The organism is Paenibacillus alba (assembly GCF_013204855.1).
In the GTDB taxonomy this organism is placed as follows: Bacteria; Bacillota; Bacilli; order Paenibacillales; family NBRC-103111; genus Paenibacillus_E; species Paenibacillus_E alba.
On the sequence record NZ_JABMKZ010000052.1, the window covers coordinates 1 to 23467 of the forward strand.

16 protein-coding genes and 1 pseudogene are annotated in these 23467 nt (G+C 43.7%); 2 read left to right on the plus strand and 15 right to left on the minus strand.

The genetic code is table 11. The features are described from left to right. Nucleotides 1-221 precede the first annotated feature (221 nt). The 4 genes from HQN90_RS34810 to HQN90_RS34825 form a co-directional block, all read right to left on the minus strand. Complete coding sequence (locus tag HQN90_RS34810; protein ID WP_173227436.1) at nt 222-800, minus strand: DUF3238 domain-containing protein; 579 nt, start codon at nt 798-800, stop codon at nt 222-224. Nucleotides 801-968: 168 nt separating this feature from the next. Then, nucleotides 969-2003, minus strand: a complete 1035-nt coding sequence (locus tag HQN90_RS34815; RefSeq protein WP_173227437.1) for an aminoglycoside phosphotransferase family protein — start codon at nt 2001-2003, stop codon at nt 969-971. A 299-nt stretch (nt 2004-2302) separates the two neighbouring features. Then, complete coding sequence (locus HQN90_RS34820; RefSeq protein WP_173227438.1) at nt 2303-3652, minus strand: hypothetical protein; 1350 nt, start codon at nt 3650-3652, stop codon at nt 2303-2305. A gap of 553 nt (nt 3653-4205) precedes the next feature. Beyond that, nucleotides 4206-4937, minus strand: coding sequence for a creatininase family protein (locus tag HQN90_RS34825; RefSeq protein ID WP_246362979.1), 732 nt, complete (start codon nt 4935-4937; stop codon nt 4206-4208). A 275-nt stretch (nt 4938-5212) separates the two neighbouring features. Between HQN90_RS34825 and HQN90_RS34830 the strand changes: the two are divergent. Both HQN90_RS34830 and HQN90_RS34835 read left to right on the plus strand, forming a co-directional pair. Continuing rightward, nucleotides 5213-6288: pseudogene (locus HQN90_RS34830) on the plus strand (IS110 family RNA-guided transposase); the annotation flags it as partial. 783 nt (nt 6289-7071) lie between these two features. Next, nucleotides 7072-7908, plus strand: coding sequence for a DUF1835 domain-containing protein (locus HQN90_RS34835; RefSeq protein WP_173227440.1), 837 nt, complete (start codon nt 7072-7074; stop codon nt 7906-7908). A gap of 543 nt (nt 7909-8451) precedes the next feature. On the opposite strand, the gene HQN90_RS34840 is transcribed toward HQN90_RS34835, so the two are convergent. The 11 genes from HQN90_RS34840 to HQN90_RS34885 all read right to left on the minus strand — a co-directional run bounded on the left by HQN90_RS34840 (nt 8452) and on the right by HQN90_RS34885 (nt 23437). Further along, complete coding sequence (locus HQN90_RS34840; protein WP_173227441.1) at nt 8452-9813, minus strand: SGNH/GDSL hydrolase family protein; 1362 nt, start codon at nt 9811-9813, stop codon at nt 8452-8454. Continuing rightward, on the minus strand, nt 9810-12584 hold the full coding sequence (locus tag HQN90_RS34845; protein ID WP_173227442.1) for a cellulase N-terminal Ig-like domain-containing protein: 2775 nt from the start codon (nt 12582-12584) through the stop codon (nt 9810-9812). The genes HQN90_RS34840 and HQN90_RS34845 overlap by 4 nt, the downstream gene beginning before the upstream one ends. Nucleotides 12585-12705: 121 nt before the next feature. Next, nucleotides 12706-13320 carry a GDSL-type esterase/lipase family protein gene (locus HQN90_RS34850; protein ID WP_173227443.1) on the minus strand — a complete coding sequence of 205 codons (615 nt, stop codon included), beginning with the start codon at nt 13318-13320 and terminating at the stop codon, nt 12706-12708. Nucleotides 13321-13430: 110 nt separating this feature from the next. Next, on the minus strand, nt 13431-13754 hold the full coding sequence (locus tag HQN90_RS34855; protein WP_173227444.1) for a sugar ABC transporter permease: 324 nt from the start codon (nt 13752-13754) through the stop codon (nt 13431-13433). A 232-nt stretch (nt 13755-13986) separates the two neighbouring features. Next, nucleotides 13987-15324 carry an ABC transporter substrate-binding protein gene (locus HQN90_RS34860; RefSeq protein WP_173227445.1) on the minus strand — a complete coding sequence of 446 codons (1338 nt, stop codon included), beginning with the start codon at nt 15322-15324 and terminating at the stop codon, nt 13987-13989. Between the two features lie 77 nt (nt 15325-15401). Further along, entirely contained in the window at nt 15402-17009 is a 1608-nt protein-coding gene (locus HQN90_RS34865; RefSeq protein WP_173227446.1) for a response regulator, read from the minus strand. Continuing rightward, nucleotides 17006-18790 (minus strand): sensor histidine kinase, encoded by a 1785-nt coding sequence (locus tag HQN90_RS34870; protein ID WP_173227447.1) that lies wholly within the window; start codon nt 18788-18790, stop codon nt 17006-17008. Before HQN90_RS34870 ends, HQN90_RS34865 begins: the two co-directional genes overlap by 4 nt. 238 nt (nt 18791-19028) lie before the next feature. Then, nucleotides 19029-19868, minus strand: a complete 840-nt coding sequence (locus HQN90_RS34875) for a carbohydrate ABC transporter permease (protein WP_173227448.1) — start codon at nt 19866-19868, stop codon at nt 19029-19031. A 12-nt stretch (nt 19869-19880) separates the two neighbouring features. Continuing rightward, nucleotides 19881-20774, minus strand: coding sequence for a carbohydrate ABC transporter permease (locus HQN90_RS34880; protein WP_173227449.1), 894 nt, complete (start codon nt 20772-20774; stop codon nt 19881-19883). Between the two features lie 165 nt (nt 20775-20939). Next, on the minus strand, nt 20940-21155 hold the full coding sequence (locus HQN90_RS40150; RefSeq protein WP_476739330.1) for a golvesin C-terminal-like domain-containing protein: 216 nt from the start codon (nt 21153-21155) through the stop codon (nt 20940-20942). Continuing rightward, nucleotides 21131-23437 carry an RICIN domain-containing protein gene (locus tag HQN90_RS34885; RefSeq protein WP_173227450.1) on the minus strand — a complete coding sequence of 769 codons (2307 nt, stop codon included), beginning with the start codon at nt 23435-23437 and terminating at the stop codon, nt 21131-21133. The genes HQN90_RS40150 and HQN90_RS34885 overlap by 25 nt, the downstream gene beginning before the upstream one ends. Nucleotides 23438-23467: the final 30 nt, after the last annotated feature.

Genomic DNA, 23467 nt, shown 5'->3' on the forward strand with positions numbered 1-23467 from the left:
CGCTCTAACGGAACTTCCTGCCACACAGAACCCAAACACCGTAACTCCTATTTAACATGTATTTTGAAATCCTGCGAATGAGCGAGCATTCGTGAGAAAATTCCTATTCTCTGAGGGAGTTGAGCAAAGGGCCACCTCGCGGCAGCCCTTATTAATTGAACTAAATTTTCCAGGTAGTGTCATCGATACGATCAACTTAAAGGCGAAATTCTTGATAATTCTCATGCTTCAAAATGATACTCCATATCTCCCGCCATTGCCGCTGGCGTATCGCCCGTCTTTCGAAAGTCATGGGCGTGCAAGAGTTGAAAATCCCCAAAATCCACTTGTTTATAAAACTCGTAACATGGAAACCCATCATGGCTTCCTTTAACCTGCACAGTGCCATCCTTATGCGCTTTAATCTGCAGAGAGTAGTCAACCGTCGGCGCATCAGGACGAAGTGGATTGCTTGCGCTTGCTCGCATAGTTAAAGATACCGTATCCCCGTCCCATAATTCATCTTCAATTCGAATACCGTCTATAGACGCTTTTCCTTGTTTGTATTCGACTAAGCCGTCTGGGGCTGTCATTTTGAGGACAGTAGCACCCGTATCGGAGAAAGATGTCGTTCGTTGCTTAACGAAGTCAATAACGACCTCCTGCTCTACACGACAACGCCCTGTGTTTACTGCATAAGGAGTAAATTCCCTTGCATCCCCCTGATATTCATAAATCATCCCTGTAGAATCTTGAATTGGTGGTAGATATAACATACCGCCGATAAACACACTACCTCTAATTTTGATTACTTCTGCCATAACAGAAACTCCTTGACTCTAAGTATTTTTAAAAGATATTTATTGTATTCGATGGTATTTAATATTTTTCCTTTCTTGTAACTCTACTGACCGTTAGCGTGGAAAAGGCAGTCGATAAAATTCGGCTGCCTTTTCATTGTGGTAATTGAACAAAAATTCCCCGTTAGTTTAGGCTATGTTACCAGACGTGAACAACAAGGATATGGTCTTCATTTCATTGATTTTTTGGAGAGTATGGACATGCTTCGTCTTCTCGTCATCAGCCTCTGTGTGGAGATACCCCTCCACAAGTCTGTACCCGAATACGAGAAGGATTATCTCGTAGACACAATGATCGGCGATTCGGGATACAGCCGCATACTCCGAAAAGCCTTTGTAATACGCAGGGATGCATCGCTGGTAGTGTTCCACCATGTGATTAATATCCGGTTCATCCGCGATCAGGCTTGCGAGATCCTCACCCAGGTAGCCCCATCCGCTGGTATCCCAATCGATAAGCGCGAAATTCCCGTCAGCATAGATAAGATTGGTTACCCAGAAGTCCCGGTGACATAGCACGAGAGGTAATTTTTCAATACGGGCGAATATCTCATCTGCTTGCTCATCGATGTCGATGAGCATTTGCCGCAAGTGCAGAGGCAATTCGCAGTCCTCCGATCGTATATAATCGTAGACGACCAGCCATGACCGGTAATGCAAATACGTATTCTTCATGAGATCCGCATGACTCAGGTTAGTCAGGCTCTGCAACACGGCGGGGTGCTCCGCATACAGCTTGCCTTGAAAGCGACCTAACTCCAGCGCGGCCTTTTCATACATGTCACCGGTCAAGTCTAAACCGGTTACGCCATCGATATATTCCAGCCACAGATGGTATTCAGTAACTTCGGCATTAAACTCAGCGTAATAACATGTCGGCCAGCGAAGGGCTTGCGAGAAAGTCGCTCCCAAATCAGATGAATAGAGATCATATTCCCGACGCCATGAACCTGGATCGCCGTAACGCTCCCATTTGTTCTGGATTTTTAGAACTATACGGTAAGGCAATTTTTCGCCATCCACGGTTTCGGCGATCCCCGTTACCAGGCACACATTTCCCACAGTTCCGCCCTGTAATGGCATAGTTTGGAAGTCGGTGGAGATGATATTCGTCTTGAACCGTTGGCTTAAAGCATAAATCAGCTTTTCAAGTTCAATATTCATTTATTCCTCCATTTTCTTCTTTGTCGATGAGGTAGCGTGTATTACCCTTGATATACTCGTTATCATGTTGTGGGGCATAGATACCCATCCATCGAGAAAACGACAGCCGTTATACCAGCTGCTTAGATGATTATATCAAATATAGTCCCTTATTTTGGGAAGACTTTAGTTATAACTATTCTTCCCTTTCGTAATGCGGTTGTCGATTGATGCAGCGGCGTTTTGGTTGTTTATTGAACTATCGTGTCCATAATCTCAACTATTTTGTGTGTAATGGACAATCAATCATTATCAAATTATTATTTCAGCGAAGCAATCGAATCGACTTCGAGCTTAACGTTTACGTAGTGCTTCAAACCGCCGGAGATGACACATTCGAATGCAAAAGGTGTCCCTTTACCAGAATTAGCAGCATCAGTAATCAGATCAAGAGGCACTGTCCCAATCACTTGACCATTCTGATCCGTGAAGGTGATTCGTCCTTTCACTTGATTCGCTCCCTTTGCATCAAGCTCGTACTGCCCTTTGATGATGCTAAATTCTCCGTCCTGTCTTACGCTTACTTTTCCAATCCGGAATTTCGGCTGTGCAGGATCGGCGATGTCCATCGGTGCAGAAGCATCAAGTTCAGGGTCCTTTTTATCATTCATCCTAGTAATCTGCACCGTTGCGTAAACATACCCTTGATCCAAGCTGCCATCCACCAATAAATCCACCGATTTCGACTCAGCGCCGTTTAGCTCAGCGCGACCTGTTCTGGAAGCAGCGACTCGCTCTCCCTTTTCATTATATAAATTGAACTTGAAATCGACGGTCATAGCTTCCTTCACTTCACGCCACTTCGATCCAAGCTTTACGTCTACAGTCATATGTGTCAGCTTAGGATCTTTATCATCAATGTGCCTATAACCAAAGTTGACTTCCAAAATGTGGCGCACATCCACCGCATTCGCCTCGTACAGCTTAAACCAGACAGGTCCTAACCAGGAATCGATTCGATGCCAATTGCGCCATACTTCTTTGACCTCTACTGTTTGTGATGATAGACTGGATCCTGTTTCCAAACTGTAAGGATGTCGCATCAGTGGCGTGAGATTCAACAATTCCACTTCCTCCTGAACCTCTCTTACCCCTTCTAAAAAAAGATAAGAAGGACGAATCCATTTGTCCCCGGACTTCGTTTCGATCAAATAATGTTCATCCCATTTCGCTTTCGTTGTTACGATTTGGGGAGCCAATTGCCCGCCTGTTGGCTCTGACAGCAGAGGATCGTTATAGAGCGGTTCAATCCGACCGAGATCTAGTTTCGTCACGAACGGCTGAGGATTCCCCAGCAAAGCCCGGTTAGGAGCGATCCATCGATCACCAAGCCATGTGGAGATTAAGTAAATGGGTCTTCTGTAGCCTTCGCCATGTCCCCATCGAACCTCCCGCGTCTCCAGAATTTTCACCGTCTGCGGGCCCAGCAGTCCTACCTCTTTCCATGTTTCATCATACACAGAAGTATCTTCCAGAAAAGTGATTGTATCCCCACCTGGATGAGGAAGCTCTAAGATGGTGGATTCCGCATAAACACGGTTCGCCCTCCATTCGCCACTCATACACAGATAACAACTAATTGATAAAACTAAAACCAATTTTTTTCGCATCGTTTGCTGCACCTCCATTCCTTTCTTTCAGTTCCTTGTCATCTTCATCATGTCAGAATCAAATATAACAACGATGAAGAGTAGGTCATGAAGATGAACGTATCCCGCTCAATGGTCGGCATTCCCTTGCCATGCTTGTATGTTTCACAATTTTATCAATCATCCGCTTAAAGCCTGCGGCATCCCCTTATGATTATTGGGTACTCAGTATGTACGCCAATAAATGGAAAAAGTTTTCTACTCCTCAACTATCGTTCTTCCATTAGCGCGATAGACTTGCCATTGATTAGTACTATAAAACCGGACTTAGCAAGCTAAAGTTCCTGAGTAGCTAATATCCAAATGTTTTGATTCTTTTGCGAATTAGATCCCATGGTGTATTTAATTGTTTGCCATCGGGGGTCCCGCCAACCAAATGACGTAAAACCCACGCCATTCCAATTTATTCCATAAGAAGCTAACTTCTGCCTGAGAGATAAACAAAGGCTCCCGAGCAAATTTACCCGGTAGCCTTTGTTTATGATTATTCAATTAACGTTTGCCGATAGCTTAATCATACTAGAGTTTTTCGACGGTACCCCTCATCTAGAATTTTTTTCAAACCTTCAGCTCTTTTATTAATAAATGTGTTCCAAAATAGCTTTCCTTTTTCAGCCAGTTCTTCGTGTGAATAAATTCCTACTTGGAACTTGCCCCAACAACCATCCTGAGTTAGTCGATCCCATCCTAAGTAATCCGCATATAGACGGTTTTCTGAAGGAATGTCTGAACCCATTGACCCTGTTTTAACCAGTTCAGGACAAAGCCACATAGCTGTACACACAGATAATAACCCACCGTGTATTTCGTTTAAGCCATGTAACCCTGCCTTATTAACGGCTTCTTCCCATGCAGTTTGATTATTATGATTTGCGGTGACTAAGATAATCTGAGGGTACTTGTAGTTTATGTGTTTGACGAAAGCCAATTCCCAATATGAGCCACCATGTCCAGTGCAGACCACAAACTTCTTAAAACCTTGCCGGATCAAGTTAGTAATAATTTCTTCCAACAAGGATGTTAATATATTCGGGCTTACAGTAACTGTTCCTTTGAAATTGGCATGTTCTTCTGAGGTATTAAACGGGATTGTAGGTAAGACATAAGCATTTAATTCTTTTCCATATGTATCAGCGAACTGTTCTGCGATTAGCGTATCTAAATGCATTGGTAAGTACGGTCCAAACTGTTCCGTTGCTCCTATCGATAGAACAACTGTGTCAATCCCACTGTTTGAAATTTCCATCGTTGTGTTCCTAAAGCTTAGCATAATAACACTCCCTAAATACGGACAATTTTTCATTGCGTAACAAATTATATCATTCCCAGTAATTAAAAATGGCTATAATTTAACTTTGTGGACGACTGCCTCTATTCTCTATTGATTGAACTATCCTTACTCGTTAGATTCCTGTAGATGGATAAATTTCGGCTTTGTAAAAAAACGAGCGCCTCTGTACGATGGAAGTACGCTACGGGTCAAAAGCCCTTTAATTCCATCATCCAGGAGGACGCTCTACTATGAAGTTTAAATCACAAGATAAGCAAAATCAACTCATTGAAAACATTACCGTTAATCATATTGTTGTTGGTGTAGACATTGCTCAAGAGACTCATGTTGCCAGAGCGGTTAATTTTCGCGGTGTCGCTCTCGCTAATCCTTTAGTGTTTAGTAATGACGAAGATGGCTTTAAGTCACTCTACCTTTGGATTCGCGATTTGTTAGCCTCTTTTAAGTTAACCCAAGTAATTGTTGGTATGGAACCAACTGGTCACTACTGGTTCAGCCTTGCTGGTGCTGGTTGGCTTAAAAATAAAGCGATTGAAGCTGTACTTGTTAATCCTCACCTTGTTAAAAAGAATAAAGAAAACCGCGACAATACACGCTCTAAAAGCGACAAAAAAGATGCATTAGTTATCGCCGACATGGTGAAAAATGGCTACTACTCCCCTGTCCGTTTCCACTCCTCTGAGTACGAGGAACTGCGAGTACTCATGGCTAACCGAGAAACAGTCGTTAAACGACTTGTAAGTGCCGTTAACCAGATCCATCGCTGGGTCGACATTGTCTTCCCTGAACTGAGGCAAGTCTTTAAGATCTTAACTTGTAAGGGTGCATTGTTAACCCTTCGGCTTTTTCCGCTTCCTGCTGAGCTATGTAAACTAAGTCCTGACGATGTCATTAAAGGATGGCAGAAATCAATGAAGCGGCATTCTCGTGTGCATAGAGCCCATCTACTCATTGATCTTGCAAAGCAAACTGTTGGTTCCAAGCAGGCATCACATGCTTACAAACTCCATCTAGAACAGCTCCTAGAGGAGCATGACTTAGCCACTAAACAACTGCAGAGGATTGAAAAAGAAGCTAAAGACGTTGTTGAACGTATCCCCTACTCAGGCAAAATCCTTGCCATTACTGGAAAAGTGCAATTGCTCTAGCTGGTATTTTAGGAGAGTCTGGAGATCTTAGAGGTTATGCGCACGGGAATGCTCTACTCCGTCACGCAGGCCTCAATGTGACTGAAGCAAGCTCGGGTAAATGGAAGGGACAACTGAAGCTCAGTAAACGAGGCCGTCCCCTTATTTCACGCAAGTTGGCGTATTCGCAGGATGACATAGAAAGCACGGAGTATCGGGATACGTTACGCAAAAGGGCTCAGACCCGTTCCGTTAGAAAGACCGGCCTCCACCCCTTAGATAGATGTGACGAAGGAATGTAAGGGCTCAGACCCGCCCCGACATGGGAGTGAAAATCGCTAAGGGCACCGTGGAGACTGCGTGCAGCATTTGGAATGAATTGGGTGGCTCAACTCCACCTCTGTTCCCGCATGCCTTTTAACGACACATCCTAATATATCTCGCTAATCTTTCATTCATCTTCGAAATCTAAAGGATGAAATCCTGCGAATAGACGAGCTTGCGTGAGGAAATCAAATCATACCGAGGGAGTGGAACAATTACATCTTCTTTGGTTCTTCCTACGTGGTTTCCAGTTTAACAGACAGAAACCCTGACATATTCCCACCGTTTTTAGTGCTGCGGGCAACCCAGTGAGTGCCCGTTGCCCAAGGTTGTGTTCCATTTATAGCCTTTTGAGCATCAGGAGCTACCTCGAAGAACATTTTTTCCGTTCCCGTAATTGTGCCTTGAGTAACTCGGACCCTCAGGGTTTCAGATGATGTATTATGAACCCGAACTTTTACCCAACCACTTTGGCATTATGCCTCTGCGGTCTTTCTTGGAATATATCCCGAATCATGGATTAACAATCTTACAACACAATATCGTATATAATAAAGTTAGAAAGAGAGGCACTTAACATATTCACTCTTTCCATGCAAAAAAATAGACATATTAAGTCAATAAGGAGATATCAAAATATGAATGTTATACACATTAGCTTTGGGGATTCTGCACATGGAAATCTGAAAAACGTTTTTCAAAAAAGTAACAAACACCAAAACGAACAAATCATTTGTATTAATGAGGATTTTTCAATAGGACCTATTTATAAATTAGAATCTAATGAAGGAATGCAAAAAAGAAAACAATGGCTGAAAGAATTGTTTATAAAAACAGGTCCAGCTTCAGATCCAGATTACTTAGATTGGATTGAAACAATCCTCAAAAGTAATTCACAAGTCGCATTAGAAATTCCAAGTAATAGTAAAGTAATCTTATGGCATGGTGGTAACACATCCGATGAAATCGGTTTGAGATTTGTAGCATTTTTACTTCAGAATAAAAATATTCAGTTTGAAGAGGTGGATGTTACAGAATACAGCCAAAATATAGAATACAAAGTTCGTGACTTACAGAACAAAGAAATTCCATATGTGATAAGAAATTTAGGTGCAATGCCTCCAGAACTGATTCTAGATGCTCTGCAAATGAAAAAAAGCATGTCTCATACAAAAATTGAAGGTTTAATAAATGATTGGAAAAAGTGGTCCCAAACGAAAGACCTATTAAGGATATTACTAGACGGAAGAGTATTAGCGGTATCTGAAGATTATTATGATGAATCTATCTTAGAAAATACATCGAATGAATATCAAAAACCTTCCCGTGTAGTTGGGGAAGTAATGGGGAAAAGTGACCAATGTATAGGTGATATGTATTTAGTTTTCCGAGTGTATCAGATGATTGAACAAGGAAAATTAAGTTACCAAGGAAATCTAGAATCTTCAAGAGAATTTGAGATTCGATTACCTTAAATCAAAGGGTAATTGTAAGGCTCTATGATGGGGAGATAATAGAAGTCTCCACCGACCCTAAACGCACTAAGATTCAAACGTCAGAGGGTCTTACGAGGATATAGAACATGTTAGTATGATTGGAAATGTGCTTCATTAAATAAAAATTAAAGACCACTAACTATGATTGAACCCTCATCTTCATTAAAATGCTTAAATGTATCCTTAACAAATCTGGTAATTCTCTAAATGATTGGAATGCTGCTTCTTCGTATTAAAAGGTCACCACTTTCATTTCTCTGGTCAACCTCTTAATTACTGGTTGTAAATTGCGATAGCGGTGATCGAATGTTTCTGCCAGTGTGACTTGGATCCCGAGAATTATTCAATTAATCACTCCTGACTGTCTCATCTGCTTGAATAAAAGTATTTTTTAAGTTTCCACTCTTGTGAACAACCCCTTGCCATTTAAGGCAAGGGGTCAGTCAGCGTAATCGGTTACTTTTTCAATTCAGATTGCTTTTGAATTTACCGGCGATTCTTTTCCACTAACGCTTATTATTTTCAGTCATTAACGGGACGAAAGGTGAGATTACGTGTAAACGGGCTCGCTATACGATACATCTCTTCTGTCACCATTTGAATCTGAGCTAAGATGTCGGCTTCATGCGGTTTACTTTCGAGGTAATGGGTATATTGCGTCTTTATCCAACTTGGATCAGCCGTTTGCTTTGAAAGCAAATTCCGCACATATTGCTCAGCTACCGCAGGCTGGTGCAAATCAATCCCATTACCATACATCTCCTGTTCAATAAACACGACGCTGCGAAGCTTGCTCTCCAAACCATACTTAATGCCGGACAGTTTATACAGTTCGGTGGCCTTCGCTTGAATAGAGGTGCCGTCTATCGCAGCGATATTGATTCCTTCCGATAGCTCCATAGACGAATAATTACCGACACTTTGTTCGTCGATCAAACATTCGTAATTTCCAGAGGAAAGTCCCGCAATCGTGATTTTCTCCAGATTGAAATCCTCGGTCAATGGGACCAGCTCATCCGCATTGCGGTAGGCCTCGTCAAGAAAGAGAGGGATCCGGTCGGACGTATACGAGAGTCGTATCGTACCGTCCGCATCTTTGCATACATGGTCGATGATGCAGTCGTATGCTTCTTTCGGCTGCGATCCATTCAACTGAATCTGGGGCAGGCGATTCGCCGCACCTGTTTGTTTAAGTAGCAAGTAAGCCATGACCATGTGTCCTCTTGCGTCAGGGTGGACCCGATCCTGACCGATCAGGCTTGCGGTTTGATCCCGCAGCCGAATGGAGGCATTAATTTCGTTCATCGGCTCCCACAAGTTAATTAATCCGGCATTGTAGGAGTCGGACAGCTTTGCTACAATTTGCACGCACTGTCCTAGCGCATCGTTACAACCAGGGAAATTGGTGGCAGGCAAATCGGCATCCTGGTCGTAAGGTGTCGGTGTCACCAAGATTGGAACGATTTCCTTTTGCTTCAAGATGCCAAGGATTTCATTTAAGTTAATGCCGAATTCTTCTAATCTCCGTTTGCGGGACGAGAGGAGTTCCTCTGTCACTGGACCCTCAGGGTAAAAATGTCGTCCGATATCATTCATCCCAAGCATGATGCAGGCGGCATCTGGTTGCCGAATTAGAATATCCCGTTCCATCCGGGTCAGCACCATCGCTGCCGTATCACCTGCCGCCCCTCCGTTGACAAAAAAACGTTGGCGCTCCGGGTACCGGCTCACTGCATATTCCAATAGTGTACGAGCATACAGACCGGTTTGTGTGATACTGTCGCCAATAAAGCATAAAGATTTGTAAGGGAGCCAGTTGTCGACTTGCGATCCGTTCAATTCCGATTTGTATGGCGATTGTGGCAGTCTTTCCATATATGTCATGTCGACTCCTTTTCTCTAAAAGCTACTATCACAAGATCAGCTTTTCGCTTGAATAACCCGTAGCCGTATGAAAACTCCAACTTCCCGGCTGCTTCCGGCACCACGTAATCACCAGAAAAGTACAAGCTGTCCACGCTTTCCTCCGTTAGAACGAGACAGTCGCATTTGCCTGTAGTCACATCTACCAATTGAATCGTCGCCGTCTCCACCTTCTCACTATCGATGTTGATTGGCGCTTTTAAGCGGATATGAATGACGTCTCCGATTTGAGCTTGTTGCTTGTCGATTGTGATCTCAATATCATCCCCTGCACTATAAGCAATGGAGCTGTTCCAAGCGGTATTGAAGGCCACCCAGCCTTCGACATATCCTGGATCCGCTTTTGGATTAAAGGGATAGGCCTGTTCCTTCGGTGAAGCGTCAATTCGTCCCGGAACGGCACCTAGTTTTCCATTTCCCGCTACCGCGTGCATGGAAAACCAACCTGAATGCGCCCCTTCGATATCCCTTATCGCATCGTAAAAGAACATTCTGCCATACGGATTCCTGCCAAACATATGGTCGATTCCTGAAATACCGATTTCCTTCAACCGCGCGGCCTTTTCAGGATCGTCAATGACCCTGGCAGCCGCAAACATTGCTGCTTGAATTCCCGCTTCATTTCCAGGCTCATTCATTAGGGCTGTTATTTTGGCGTCATTTGCCTTAGCGTACGCAGCACCTGTCCAAATGTCCTGCTCATCTCCTGCAGCAACAGACGATGCCATTCGCATATCCCACATATTGGCGGAACGTGCGATCATTTTATCCGCCCATCGATTGATTTCCGATTTTAGTTTTTCCGGAGCCAGTTGAGGGAACAATTCCAGGAAATAAGCCAGACTTTCCATGATAACATGCTCACTCATACGCTGGCCTTTGGAATAATAAGGATTCGTTATATCGATATGGTTAAGTATAAACTCACAATTTTTATAGGCCGCTTCCACATACTTTTCTTCTCCGCCCAGTCCATCCCGCTTGACTACCTCATACATCATCAGATTGGGGATGATCGAATGTCCTGGCGGAAACGAGCCCTTGATTCCGCTGAATACCGATTGAACTTCCAGGAGATTATAGGCTTCACCGGGAATATCGTACCATTTAAGCGAATTGGTTTGATCGGATGAGGTCCACTCCCCGATCGTGAAATCCCTAAATCTTCGGTAATCGTCCTCCGATACATATGACTTGATGAAGGGGTACATATAGATGAAGAACGACAACTGCTCCTTAATAAGAGGGTGCAGATTATAGCCTTGATTCACTTTAAAGTCATAATATCGTTCCGCTCCGAATTTCATAAGCCAAATAAGATCTGGCTCTTGCTGCGTTTTCAAACTATCGAACATCGTAAGTTCAAGATTACAAATCGTTCGTGGCAAAGCTTCATGCAAGGATGGGTTTGACATATAGAGCATAGCCATGGAGCCAAGCTCGAAGGAAAACTGATGGCTGTCGCGCCAGGCCATACTGGTAAGTCCAGGCAGCCAGGCATCGTTTCTGGCGTGGTTCATGAACGCGAGAGCAGGAGGAACAGAAACGCGCTGCATCCAGTTATTCCCCACAGTAAAGGTATAAGAGAGTACTCCATTTACTTCCAGATAATACTCAGTTTTTTTATCCGGATTTAATTTTGAAAAATCGGCGATACAGCCTACGATCCTTCCTTCAAAAACCGTTTCGTGAGTCTGGGCGTTTTTAATAAAGAAAGGCGTTTCGTCTGGCGTATTGACTACTGTCGCTCTCTTCGCCCTGCCCACGTCGTATCCAGATTGATTGACAAGTACAGCAACCGTTTCCGTATCTGCTTCCCCCAGCATATTTACCGGGGCGTCCGGGGCGACTTCGGTACGTACTAGCTTAATCGACGTGGCATATGTGTCGGTTTCCGACAATACGTGCATGGATACCTCAATTGCCGTATCACCCGTCGCACGAACCGTGAACAGTTTCGTCCAGCCTCCTATGTCATGCTTTTCCTGATTGACTTCTTTCATCCAAAGACCGTTCAATGTGCTAACCGTATATTTCACATTTGCCCCGCTGCAATTTCCGTAAGGCATCCACACGTAAACGACAAAATTGCTTTCTTCCTGGGCCGATAAAATTGGGGTCGTTGCAGACCATTTGCTCCAATCTCCCGGCTTGGAGGACACACGGGTACCGCGCCCTTCTTTATAATTTTCTAGAAGGGAAGCCTGCCAGCAGCCTGATTCGGTGTATGTCGAGGACTTGTCATCCAAAATCTCACCAGGATTATCGAAATACTGGCGCACCGTGACTCCGTCATGAGTCGATGACTCCATAGCCATAGTCCCTGTATTCATGACTGTTCCCTCATCAGTCATAAATTCCAGCATAATTGATGTACCGCGTACAAGACCTTGCCGAACAACAAATTTGATATACTCGCTGCCGTCGGCAAGAAACGCATAGGTTCCTACTTCCACCCAACCCTCTTCGCCATTCGATGGATCAGATTTTGCCAAATCAATTACACCGCTATGACCGATTTCATAACATTGTTCTCCGCACAACTTGATCCTATATACGGAAATTTTATAGATGCCCGCTTTCTCGATTGCTGGAATAAAAGTGAGAGCGTTTCCGGAGGACTCCGAGTAAATTGTATCTAATTCCCGATTCCCTCTGATTGCGGATCGAAACCACTCACCTTGTATGAAACATGCCTCGTCCCAGCAGTCCATAATCATTGTATAGCCCATCGTTTTGATTCCTCCAGTGTCAACATTTTAGAAATACCATTAATCTTCCTTCTTGGATCTTTTTTCATTTTCACCCCGATATATGTGAACGCAGCTTCTCGTCCCTTAATAGCCCAGATCATTAAGCTTGCACAGCGTCTAGCCAAGCCTCTGCAATCAGTGCGTGACCGGCTGGAGACGGATGCACGCCGTCGGGTGCCCAATAGCGCGGTGGAGCCAGTGTGCTCGCTTGTGCGAACAAGCCGTCCAGCGGTACGTACAGCGTGTTAAATTCCCGTGCAAGTTCTCTTACCGCATTGATTTTCGGATCCAGGTCCTCTCTCCACGGTTTTCGGTCCTCTGGTACAGGGAGTACAAACGGTTCAACCAGAATCAGTTTGGCATTCAGTGTTTCTTTCGTTTGTACGATGAGGTCCCTATACCCTTCGGCATAAGCTTCCACAGAGGTCGGCTCATTGCGGCACGAGTCGTTGATTCCGACATAAATCGAAACCCACGTCGGCTTCAAACCCAGGCAATCCTGCTGCCAGCGCTCCTGCAAATGCTTCACCCGATGCCCGCTGATTCCCCGGTTAATGAACTTGACCTGCTTCTTCGGATATTTGCTAGAAAATACTGCCGCAGCCATCAAGGCGTAGCCTCTCCCTAAGTCATTATCATTCTCTCTATTACGTTCGCAATCCGTAATACTGTCTCCCTGGAAAAGAACTACAGCCTGATCTTCAATTCTAGTCACAGAAATTCAACTCCTGTTACATAATGAATATATAAACGCTTTTCATTTTAAAATACTGAAAATCCGGATTTATTACCATGCAGAAAATGAACGTAAATGTATACATATTTTCACCACAAGAAGTAATAAGAGACCGATGAGTCGACTTCGGTAAGATCATCTCTTGGCTTCTGCCCGTCATCACCAGCGTCATTAGCGTGGCACACTTGAAGCACCGCATTAATTAACACTGTCTCATCATGAATCAGCCTCTTCACATTGTTTAACCCGATAAAGACCAAACCTTTCACCCCCTCCAAATAATCCCAATTCGTAAAAATTAAGACTAAGCTGAAGAGTAAAGAAAACAAAATAAAAATACTAAAGCCAAGCAAATTCGGGAGGATAAATAAATAACCAGCCAAATTCTCTCTCGTTTTCTTTTTCAGTCTCATAGACTCTACCTCTATGTGCCCAGTATAATGGAATAATTGGCTGGCATGAATGGGATAAATCATGCAGAAACAGTGAAATCCTTTGATCTTTACAGCGTAATTACGATGCGGTAGATTGACTTGCATCCAATCTTTCAGTATTGATTCTGCATACTTTTTGCTCCCTCTAGTCGATACAAAAAAGGGACTCTTATATTAAAAGTCCCCTCTCTGTTTTGCCAACTTTTGATGATTATTTAGCTGCTTTAATTGCTTGATCAGATCTTAATTTCAAAGCTTCCACTGCTTTATCAATGGATTGACTGCCCATGAAATACTTCTCGGACTCTTCTGTTACTATTTTTCTGATTTCAGCTGAAGCGGTCGTAATTGTCGTGAGTTTAAACGTGTAATTTCCTTGCAGTACCTTCATAAATGAGTCTTTATCGAAATATTGTCCTTTATCCCCAAACAACAGGTCGGCAATCTTATTCATATCCGCTTTCTTATTAGAAGGAATACGCCCTCCTGGAATCATGTCGGTATTACCTTCATTCAAATACCAGGCCAAGAATTTCATGGATGCTTCCTTGTTCTGGCTCTTCGCGTTTATCGAAATATTATCGCCCAATCCACCGCGGTTCACGTTCTTACCTTTTTCCCATTGCGGAGTAGGAGCGAAAGCAATCTGGAAATTACGGTTCGGATACGCTTTATCATCTTTAATATAACGAATTAAGTATGTTCCCGTATAAACCATGGCCGCCTTACCTGTTAACAGTTGGTCTTGTCCATTAACTTTATTAGCTACACCCTCTGCATATGGTATGAGTGCCTTGGCATCCAGTAACTGCTTCTGGATTTCTAGCCCTTTCCTCATTGCTGGGTTATTGAGATTGGATGTGCCATCAGGTGCGTAATAAGCGTTGACAGGTTGCGCAGAAGTGATAACGTCGAGAGCAATCGGCTCCCAATTTGGTTCTAGGAAACCACCGAATTGCCCCTGCTTCGTCAGCTTCTTCGCAAGAGCGACATACTCGTCCCAGGTCCAATCGAACGGAACTTTTTCACCGACAGCATCCAAAGAGGATTTATTAATCATCATGCCGTTCACCGATTTGGTACCAGGCAAGTAATAAATTTTACCGTCTTTTTTCATGATATTGTCGTTCCCAATTACACCATCCACATCGAATCCAACTTTGGGAATTAAGTCATTTAAAGGTTCGATCATTCCCGCATTAATTCTTTTATCCATAAGGGCATCGTTATAGTTGACGAAAAAATCAGGTGCATCTGTATTCGAGAGAAGCGCGGTATCCAATTTCGTATTCCCAGGATCGTCGTTAGTGTATCGCACATATTCCACTTGAATATCTTTATGCGCCGCATTCCATTTATCGACAACTGCTTGCGGGCCGCTCTCAATCGGAACACCGCCCCAAAATTTCAGCTTCACTTGTTGCGCTGCAGGCGAGCTACTTGCCGATGGCGCCGGAGTGCTCGTTGAATCTTCAGTCTTACCGCAAGCACTTACCAACATTGAAACGGTTACAACACAAGCAGCACCCATCATCATTACTTTTTTCATTGTTATGCCCCCCACAAAATTATTTGTATACATTCCAAATTATACAGGCAGTTCGGGAATAGCCGAATGGCATAATCTTATATGTTACCGTGTTTTTCTTTGGAGTTTAGGGCTGACTTCCGATATTCTAACGGAAAGACACCTTCTATTTTTTTGAAATATTTGCTGAAATGATTCGTATCACCATAACCGATCATCTCCGAGATTTCATAAATTTTATAAGATGGATCTTTTAACAGCTCGCGGGCTTTTTTCATTCTAACTTTCGTCAAATATTCGATGATTTTCTCTCCGGTTTCCTTTTTGAACAACACGCTTAAATAGCTCTCCGCAAAGCCTACACGTTTCGCAATATCCGCAACCTTCAAAGAAGTTTGGTATTCCTTCTGAATCATATCCATAACCTCGATAATCTCCGAGCGATACCTGATCTTCGTAGATTGGCGTATGTAATCAATGGTCAGAACCGTCCACCCCTGCAACCACTCTATAATTTCATGTAAGGTTTCCGCATTCCGGATGACATCAAACGGATATTGCCCATTATAGGAAGGAACAGAATAGATATCCTTTCCTATAGCCGCCAATTTTTTTTCAAAAAGGAACAACAATTGCAGCCACTTCTCTCGAATTACCTCCGGAGAGACGTCGGTTTGTTTCTGTTTTTCGCACCATAGCAGAATGGCTGCATGCAAGCGATCAGAGTTGCCCCCGTCGATCAGCTCATTCCAATATTCTTCCTGAAAGCTCTCCACGCTGCTATCTGTGTCGCTTCTTTCGAAGTCGTACATATAATGGACTTCCTTATCATAAAACCGGGCACTCAGTGCGTTCTCTGCTTTAACGAAAGCAGCGTGAAGATCGTACAGTTTAATATCATCCTTGACAATTCCGAAACTCAAGGATACTCGGGCAAACGTTGCAGCCGCAGAACGCATGTCGACTAACATGTCTTCGGATAACCTCTCCATCAAGATAGCAAATCTTCCATTCTTGACTTCGATTAATTCTCCGCCCCCATATTTTTTAAGAATTTCACTTAAAATATTAGCGATGGTAAACCCGAACAACTGTTCACTCTTAAACCTGCTTTCTTCTGCGATATGCTGATAATTATCGATAGAAACACAGATAACCCTGTACATTTGCTCTTTGTTAAGAAATTGAAATTCGCGCAACACATTGTCAGTCTCGAGACTTGTCCCTTGCTTAAGCAGTAAATTTCTTAGCAGCTTTTCTTTGGTCCCTTTCTCTAACTGTGCCATTTTAAAAGCCAGTTGGCGTTCCTCCGCATGCTTAATACGCTCTTCTTCCATGTCATTACGTATATCCTTACACTTGTCCAATAATTCCGTAGGCACCCATGCCAGTTTCAGAATATAATCGTTCGCGCCCATCCGGAGAGCTCGCTGAACATATTCGAAATCATTGTGATTGGACAAGACGATGATTCTTGTCTCAGGCCATTTGACCCTAATCGTACTCATCAATGCAATGCCGTCCATTTCAGGCATGCGGATATCGGTTAGCACAATATCACACGGACACGACTCCAGCATGGCAAGGGCTTGTTTCCCGTCTTCCGCTTCCCCGACCAATTCAAACCCGTTTTCATGCCATGGAATCAACGTTTTGAGCGATAGCCGCACTAATATTTCATCATCTACGATTAACACGCGCGTCATTCGCAATCCACCTTTCGAATTGGTAATCTGATATTGACCTGAAGTCCTCCATGCTCTAGGATGCCCAATGAAATACCATAAGCAGCTCCGAAATGCAGTTTAATTCGCTTATCCACATTCGATACACCGATTCCGCTGTATTTCGCATTACTGTCATTAGTCATTTGTTCCATAATTCGCGGTAATTCGCTCTCCTTAACGCCATTTCCATTATCTAGTACAGAAACGATCATCCCTACCCGATCCTCGGTATACGCCGCATTGATCCACACAGTTAATGGAAACCGTCCACCATGAATCAGGCTGTTTTCTACCAAAGGCTGCAAGCTGAATTTCAATACCTGCATCTCCATAAACTCTTCAGGGACATTCATTTGAATCTGAATATTGTCGAGATACCGAATTTTTTGCAACGACATGTATAGCTCTAAGTATTCAAGCTCTTGGCGTAGCGTCACATATTGCTCTGTTTGTTTCATGGAGAATTCAAGTAACTTGCCAAGCGCCGTAATCATGTCGCTCACATTCGGATTTGTACCCGAAAGCATTGCCATCAACTTGATGGAATTGAGTGTATTGAATAGAAAATGAGGGTTGATTTGCGCTTGTAGCGCTTGAAATCGCGCTTCCTCCTTATTTCTCTGCTCTTCCTCCAAATTCACGATTAATTGCTGCAGTCTCATCACCATTTGATTAAAATTGCGTCCCAAAAGCGCGATCTCATCTTGCCCTTTCAACACGACGGTTGTTTGGAAATCTCCCTTCCCGACTTGTTGCATCGATCGAAGAAGCGAATATATCGGCTTAGTCATCCGGATCATTATGACTACGAATACGACCATGCCAATGAGAAATACGAGCAGGATGCCGATTAATGAACGATTCTGGGTCTTGTCGAGCTGCTTCATAACTAGATCGTAAGGCATGAGATACATGAGGGACAATTCGACTTGCGGAACGTCTGCCCGATTCACGAAATAACGATTTCCGTGAATCATAATACTCCTAGAAGAAGTAGCTGCATCCTTATTCTCCGGAAATGCCTCTCCAACCTGAAGTTCGAATGCGTTTCCTTCCGTGTCCTTGATTCGTCCGTCGCTTGTTCTGATCAATAGTCGAGGAACACCGCCCTCCTGCATCACTTGCTTACCGAAAAACGACTCATTCGGTACGCCCACCGCAGCTACCAGATTGGAGCCGTCATTCGCGTAGAGAACGCGTGATAAAATGACAAAAGAGTCGATTTTCCCAGGATACGTATATCCAAGCTCCGAATTCAAATGACTAGAAAGCGACCAAAACGGGTAGCCCTTGGCTTTCCTTGCTTCTACGTACCACTTCTCGCCAGTCAATAGTACATAAGCATTCTGACTATTATAGTTAGAAAGCGTTGAGATGGTAACCTTCCGATCGTCAACAACTTGGAGAAAAGCATCACTATCCAGCAGTAAATCACGCGTAATTGTCAGTTTGGACTGCATTTGTTTCATGAAGGAATACGCATCATAATTACTGCTCCATTGCGGAAGATCAGCGCTATTGAACTGGTTAAAATCGGATTCGACAAATGCGGTGGCTTTGACCATTCTTATCGCCATATCATTCATCGCATCGGCTGACTTCTCCACCAATTCCTGATTGGTTGCATAAATTCCCTGTTCAATTACGGACTTGGAATGATAGGAATACGAAAAGAAAATAACAAGCGTAGGCACGACTACAAACAGGAGAAAGTTCAATATCAATTTGCCCCTGATGGAGTTCAAAGGATTCCAATTCATGTTCACTTGCAGCCTCCTGTTGCATGAAGAATAAATATTAAATTATACCCAGTATATCTCATCAAAGCATGTAAACAAAGAAAGAACCTTGCTAAGGTTCATAGATAAAGAGAAGGAGAGGTAAGTCCCTCCTTCTCTAGCTTTCATGGATTAAGCGTAACAACGGACTTCGCAAATCGCCGCTGAAGGATCTCCATTCGTCGCTTCTACAACGATGCGAATCTGATTCGTCAATAAGTCAGCCTTTCAATCCTGTGCTGGCAATACCTTCAACAAACCAGCGCTGACAAATAACGACGATCAATACAAGCGGTGCAAGTGCAGATACCGAAGCTGCCATGATAAGCGGATAATTTGTACCATTTTCATCCGTGTAGCTCGTTAAACCTAACGGTATCGTAAACAGGTCACGATCCCTGAGTAGAATAAGCGGATTTTCATATTCGTTCCAATGCCACGTAAACGCTAAAATCAATAAAGTCACCAGAGCAGGTTTAACTAAAGGCAGCGAAATTTGCCAAAACATTTTCCAGTATCCAGCACCATCAATTTTGCTGGCCTCGAATAATTCATTTGGCAGCGTGCTAAAAAACTGCCGCATCAAAAATGTCCCCAAAACACTAAACATACCAGGCAAAATAATAGCCGTATGCGTATTGATGAGATGCAACTGATCAAACATAATAAATTTCGGAACAAACAAGACTTGAGGCGGAATAATCATTGTAGCTAAATAAACTAGGAAAATCGTCTCTTTATACTTAAATCTCAGCTTGGCAAAAGCAAACCCGGCTAATGAGCTTGTCACAAGCGTACCCAACACTTGTAAGAAAGTGATTTTCATTGAATTCAGATAGAAAATATAGAAAGGCACAGGCCCTGTCCAAACCTTCTTGAAATTCGACCAATCAAACGTCTTTGGAATTAAGCGAATCGGAAATTCAAAAATATCCGCGCCGTTCTTAAACGATGCGGACAGCATCCACAGAAATGGTGAAACCATCAAGATACCGATACTTAGCGACAATAATGTGAATATAACTTTGCGAATGATATTCCTTTGAGATAAATTGAGCATCTGAATGTCCTCCTAGTACTGATCCTGCCATTTTTTTTGCGTTCTCCATTGAACGATCGTGACTAGGAAAATGACCAAAAACAATAGCCAGGAAACGGTCGCGGAATAGCTCATTTGGTTTAATTCAAACGCCTGTGAGTAAATGTAAAGCCCCAAGACGGTCGTTGATTGAAGCGGCCCGCCGTTCGTCATCACCTGAACAGATGGGAATACCTGCAGGGAGGCATTAATTAAGGTTACAGCTATCAAAAAGGAAGTAGGTTTCAGCATTTGAAGCGTTATGCTAGTAAACTGCTTTGTCGCAGAAGCTCCGTCGATGGAGGCCGCTTCATAGATCTCCTTGGAAATACCTTGAAGCCCTGCCATGTACAAAATCATCGCATATCCGATATAGGTCCAGACCGTCATTATGATAATTGAGATCAATGCCCAGCTCGGGCTTGCGAGCCAGCCAGGCGGATTCGATATGCCGATGGCTCTAAGCACCGCATTAATTGGACCTTCCGAGGAATTATACATAACCCGCCAAACAACTGCGATTGCAACCAAACTGCTCATGTAGGGAAGAAAAATGAGCGTTCGGATCGATTCCTTCAAGTAAACATGTTTGTTCAATAATGAAGCTAACAGCAGTCCTATCCCCATTGCCGCTGGCACCGAAATGACGGAAAAAATTACGTTATGCTTCAAGGACAGAAACACTGTCTCATCATGAATTAGCCTCTTCACATTGTCTAACCCGATAAAGACCAAACCTTTCAACCCCTGCAAATAATCCCAATTCGTAAAAATTAAGACTAAACTGAAGAGTAAAGGAAACAAAATAAACATACTAAAGCCAAGCAAATTCGGGAGAATAAATAAATAACCAGCCAAATTCTCTCTCGTTTTCTCTTTCAGTCTCATAGACTCTACCTCTCTTTCCCTCTATGTGCCCAGTATAATGGAATAATGGATTGGCATGAATGGGATAAACCATGCAGAAACAGTGAAATCCTTTGATCTTTACAGCGTAATTACGAACAAAAGTCCCGTGTCTGTTAACAGACAGCGGGACTTTTGTGTACTCTGTTACGGACTTACAAACTCGAACTTAACTGCATCTGCATTGACGTAGCTATTGTTCGCACTATTCGTCAACTCTACATAGCCATTCGTTCCCGAGGCGAATGTGAAATTCCCCAAAGAGACCCACCCTGGACTTGGTGCAACCTGTTCATTAACGTAAGTTATATGGTTACCTGTGGTATCGACTGGAATACTTACTGTACTTTCACAATGGCCCATTGTTCTTCAGGCGAACTGGTATAAGGGTTTTGAACAAGTGCACTACCGTCGAGCACACTGCCGTCTTTTACTTCCAGCGCTTTGCCGCTTCTTACATTGGACAGATGATACAAGCCTTTTCCGATAAATTCAATGTTCCATAATTGGTTCGTGGTTGCTGTATAGGTCCATTGGTTAATTAAAGCCCCGTCTGCAATTGATCCTCCTTTGGCAACAAGTGCGCAACCGCTATTCTTGTTTAATATTTTGTATTGCCCGTTGCCTACGCTTTCAACTTTCCATAATTGACTGTTCGCTCCCGTATACGGCGCTTGCATGGTATCTGCACCTGGACTCGGCGACCCTCCTATGATATCTAGCACTTTGTTGCTCTTCAAGTTCACAATTTTGTAGTATGAGGCAGAGTCGTAGCTATCGGCAATCTTTTGCATTTGCCAAAGTTGCCTGTCGTTTCCGTTATAAGCACGTTGATCAGCGGGGTTGCCGTCGCTAGAAGAACCGTTCAAATTTTCTAAAACCTTCCCACTATTTACATTTGCGATCTTGAAATAACCGTTGCCTACGCCGGAAATCGTCCATTGCTGACTTTTGCCCGGTGGGGCTGCGCTTGTTTCCGTATCGGCCGATTGTATGATAGAAGCGCCATTTGAAGTACTTCCACCCGATACATTTATCGCTTTACCGCTAAGTTTATTGACAAGCTTTAAATTGCCCAACCCTAAATCATCAATGATCCATTGCTGGTCAGCGGCATCGAGGCTTGTGCGCTGTGCTACGGCAGCCCCCTCACTTAAAGCGCTTCCAACTCCAAGCGCCTTACCGCTTCCTTTATTGACAATTCGGTACACCGCATTAGGATCAAACGTATCGATTCCTGTCGGCGTTGGAACCTCACTCGTGTAAGAACCGACTATGAAATCGTTTGCAGCAGCGTAGCCGCCAGAGGCAGAATTGGCTTGCAGTTTGATGTAACGAGCCGTTAGCGATGGGAATGTGACCTCTTTCATCATGGTGTCTGCATTCCAGGTGCCGGAGGTGATTAAGCTGAAATTGGTTCCGTCTTGACTAGAATAGAGCGAATACGAAGTGATTTTCCCGTCTGCCAGTCTCTTGACGGGCAAGTATTTAAGCATATTGATATTGTTATACGTGTAGCCTAAATCCAATGTAACGCTTTGTGGTAACGTGCTGCTAGATTGCCACACCGTTGTTTCGGTTTGATTCATTAATCCATCAATAGCATTACGGGCATTCCCGCTGCTCGCAGCGGCTGAATTGGCTGTAATGGGATGCTCTAGGACCGTTGGCTGCACTGGCAAGGCAGCCCTGGACAGGTTCGGCGACCAAGCCTCTCCAATCTCGGTTAGTCGATTCAAGACGTTGGGATCCAGTTCGCCTTGCCGATTCGGAGATACGTTAAGCATGAAATTGGTATATTTCGGCTCCAAATCGCCTAAGTGGCTGTATACAACGTCACTCACACTGAGCAGTTGAGCATTGGTCATGGTCGGATGCCAGAACCAACCGCCGGGAGCTAAAGGCTTGCCTTGATTGGCTACATAGGTGTTATTAGCCGGAGACCATGATCCGACTGGCTCTTCGAAATTAACAACTTCCGCGTTCCATGGTTGCCCCACGGTATTATGATCGGATATTAAAATATTCGGCTGCAGGCGCTTCACATGTTCACGAATTTTCTGATAGGGAGCCTCATTGTGGCCCATTTTCCAACCCCATCCGTCGAAAATCAGCACGGGAATTTCCCCATAATTGGTGAGCAGTTCCGTTAGTTGCCCTTTGATGAAATCGATATCCGCTCTGCTGACCGTACCTGTATCAATACCTTGCTGGCGGTCCCAAATGGAGTAGTACAACCCTGGCGTAATCCCTCTGGAACGCATCGAATCCACGAATTGCTTAACAATATCATGCGGATACGCACTGTTCATCACATTATAATTGCCGTACTTTGTTGGCCACAAGGCAAAACCGTCATGGTGCTTGGTCGTCAGCACCGCAAATTTCATTTTGGCGGATACGGCAGCGTCAGCCCACTGATCCGTATTTACCGTCGTCGGATTGAAGGTGAGCTGGTTTTGTCCAGGAGTCGCCCACTCCTCATTCGTATAAGTAGCCATATTGTAATGAATAAACATGCCGAACCGCAAATCAGCGTAATTCTTTTGATTCGTGTACGTGTCGGCGAAGGCGGGAATTACTGTACCAACAAACAACGTAAAGCCAAGACTCAGACAGACAAAAAGTTTATGGCGAATCCTCATTGAAATAACCTCCCATAATATGATGATATT

Bases quoted from the DNA above. Each gene is read 5' to 3' on its own strand.
- HQN90_RS34810 (WP_173227436.1), bottom strand. From the start codon at position 800: ATGGCAGAAGTAATCAAAATTAGAGGTAGTGTGTTTATCGGCGGTATG.
- HQN90_RS34815 (WP_173227437.1), bottom strand. From the start codon at position 2,003: ATGAATATTGAACTTGAAAAGCTGATTTATGCTTTAAGCCAACGGTTC.
- HQN90_RS34820 (WP_173227438.1), bottom strand. From the start codon at position 3,652: ATGCGAAAAAAATTGGTTTTAGTTTTATCAATTAGTTGTTATCTGTGT.
- HQN90_RS34825 (WP_246362979.1), bottom strand. From the start codon at position 4,937: ATGGAAATTTCAAACAGTGGGATTGACACAGTTGTTCTATCGATAGGA.
- HQN90_RS34835 (WP_173227440.1), top strand. From the start codon at position 7,072: ATGAATGTTATACACATTAGCTTTGGGGATTCTGCACATGGAAATCTG.
- HQN90_RS34840 (WP_173227441.1), bottom strand. From the start codon at position 9,813: ATGACATATATGGAAAGACTGCCACAATCGCCATACAAATCGGAATTG.
- HQN90_RS34845 (WP_173227442.1), bottom strand. From the start codon at position 12,584: ATGGGCTATACAATGATTATGGACTGCTGGGACGAGGCATGTTTCATA.
- HQN90_RS34855 (WP_173227444.1), bottom strand. From the start codon at position 13,754: ATGAGACTGAAAAAGAAAACGAGAGAGAATTTGGCTGGTTATTTATTT.
- HQN90_RS34860 (WP_173227445.1), bottom strand. From the start codon at position 15,324: ATGAAAAAAGTAATGATGATGGGTGCTGCTTGTGTTGTAACCGTTTCA.
- HQN90_RS34865 (WP_173227446.1), bottom strand. From the start codon at position 17,009: ATGACGCGCGTGTTAATCGTAGATGATGAAATATTAGTGCGGCTATCG.
- HQN90_RS34870 (WP_173227447.1), bottom strand. From the start codon at position 18,790: ATGAATTGGAATCCTTTGAACTCCATCAGGGGCAAATTGATATTGAAC.
- HQN90_RS34875 (WP_173227448.1), bottom strand. From the start codon at position 19,868: ATGCTCAATTTATCTCAAAGGAATATCATTCGCAAAGTTATATTCACA.
- HQN90_RS34880 (WP_173227449.1), bottom strand. From the start codon at position 20,774: ATGAGACTGAAAGAGAAAACGAGAGAGAATTTGGCTGGTTATTTATTT.
- HQN90_RS40150 (WP_476739330.1), bottom strand. From the start codon at position 21,155: ATGGGCCATTGTGAAAGTACAGTAAGTATTCCAGTCGATACCACAGGT.
- HQN90_RS34885 (WP_173227450.1), bottom strand. From the start codon at position 23,437: ATGAGGATTCGCCATAAACTTTTTGTCTGTCTGAGTCTTGGCTTTACG.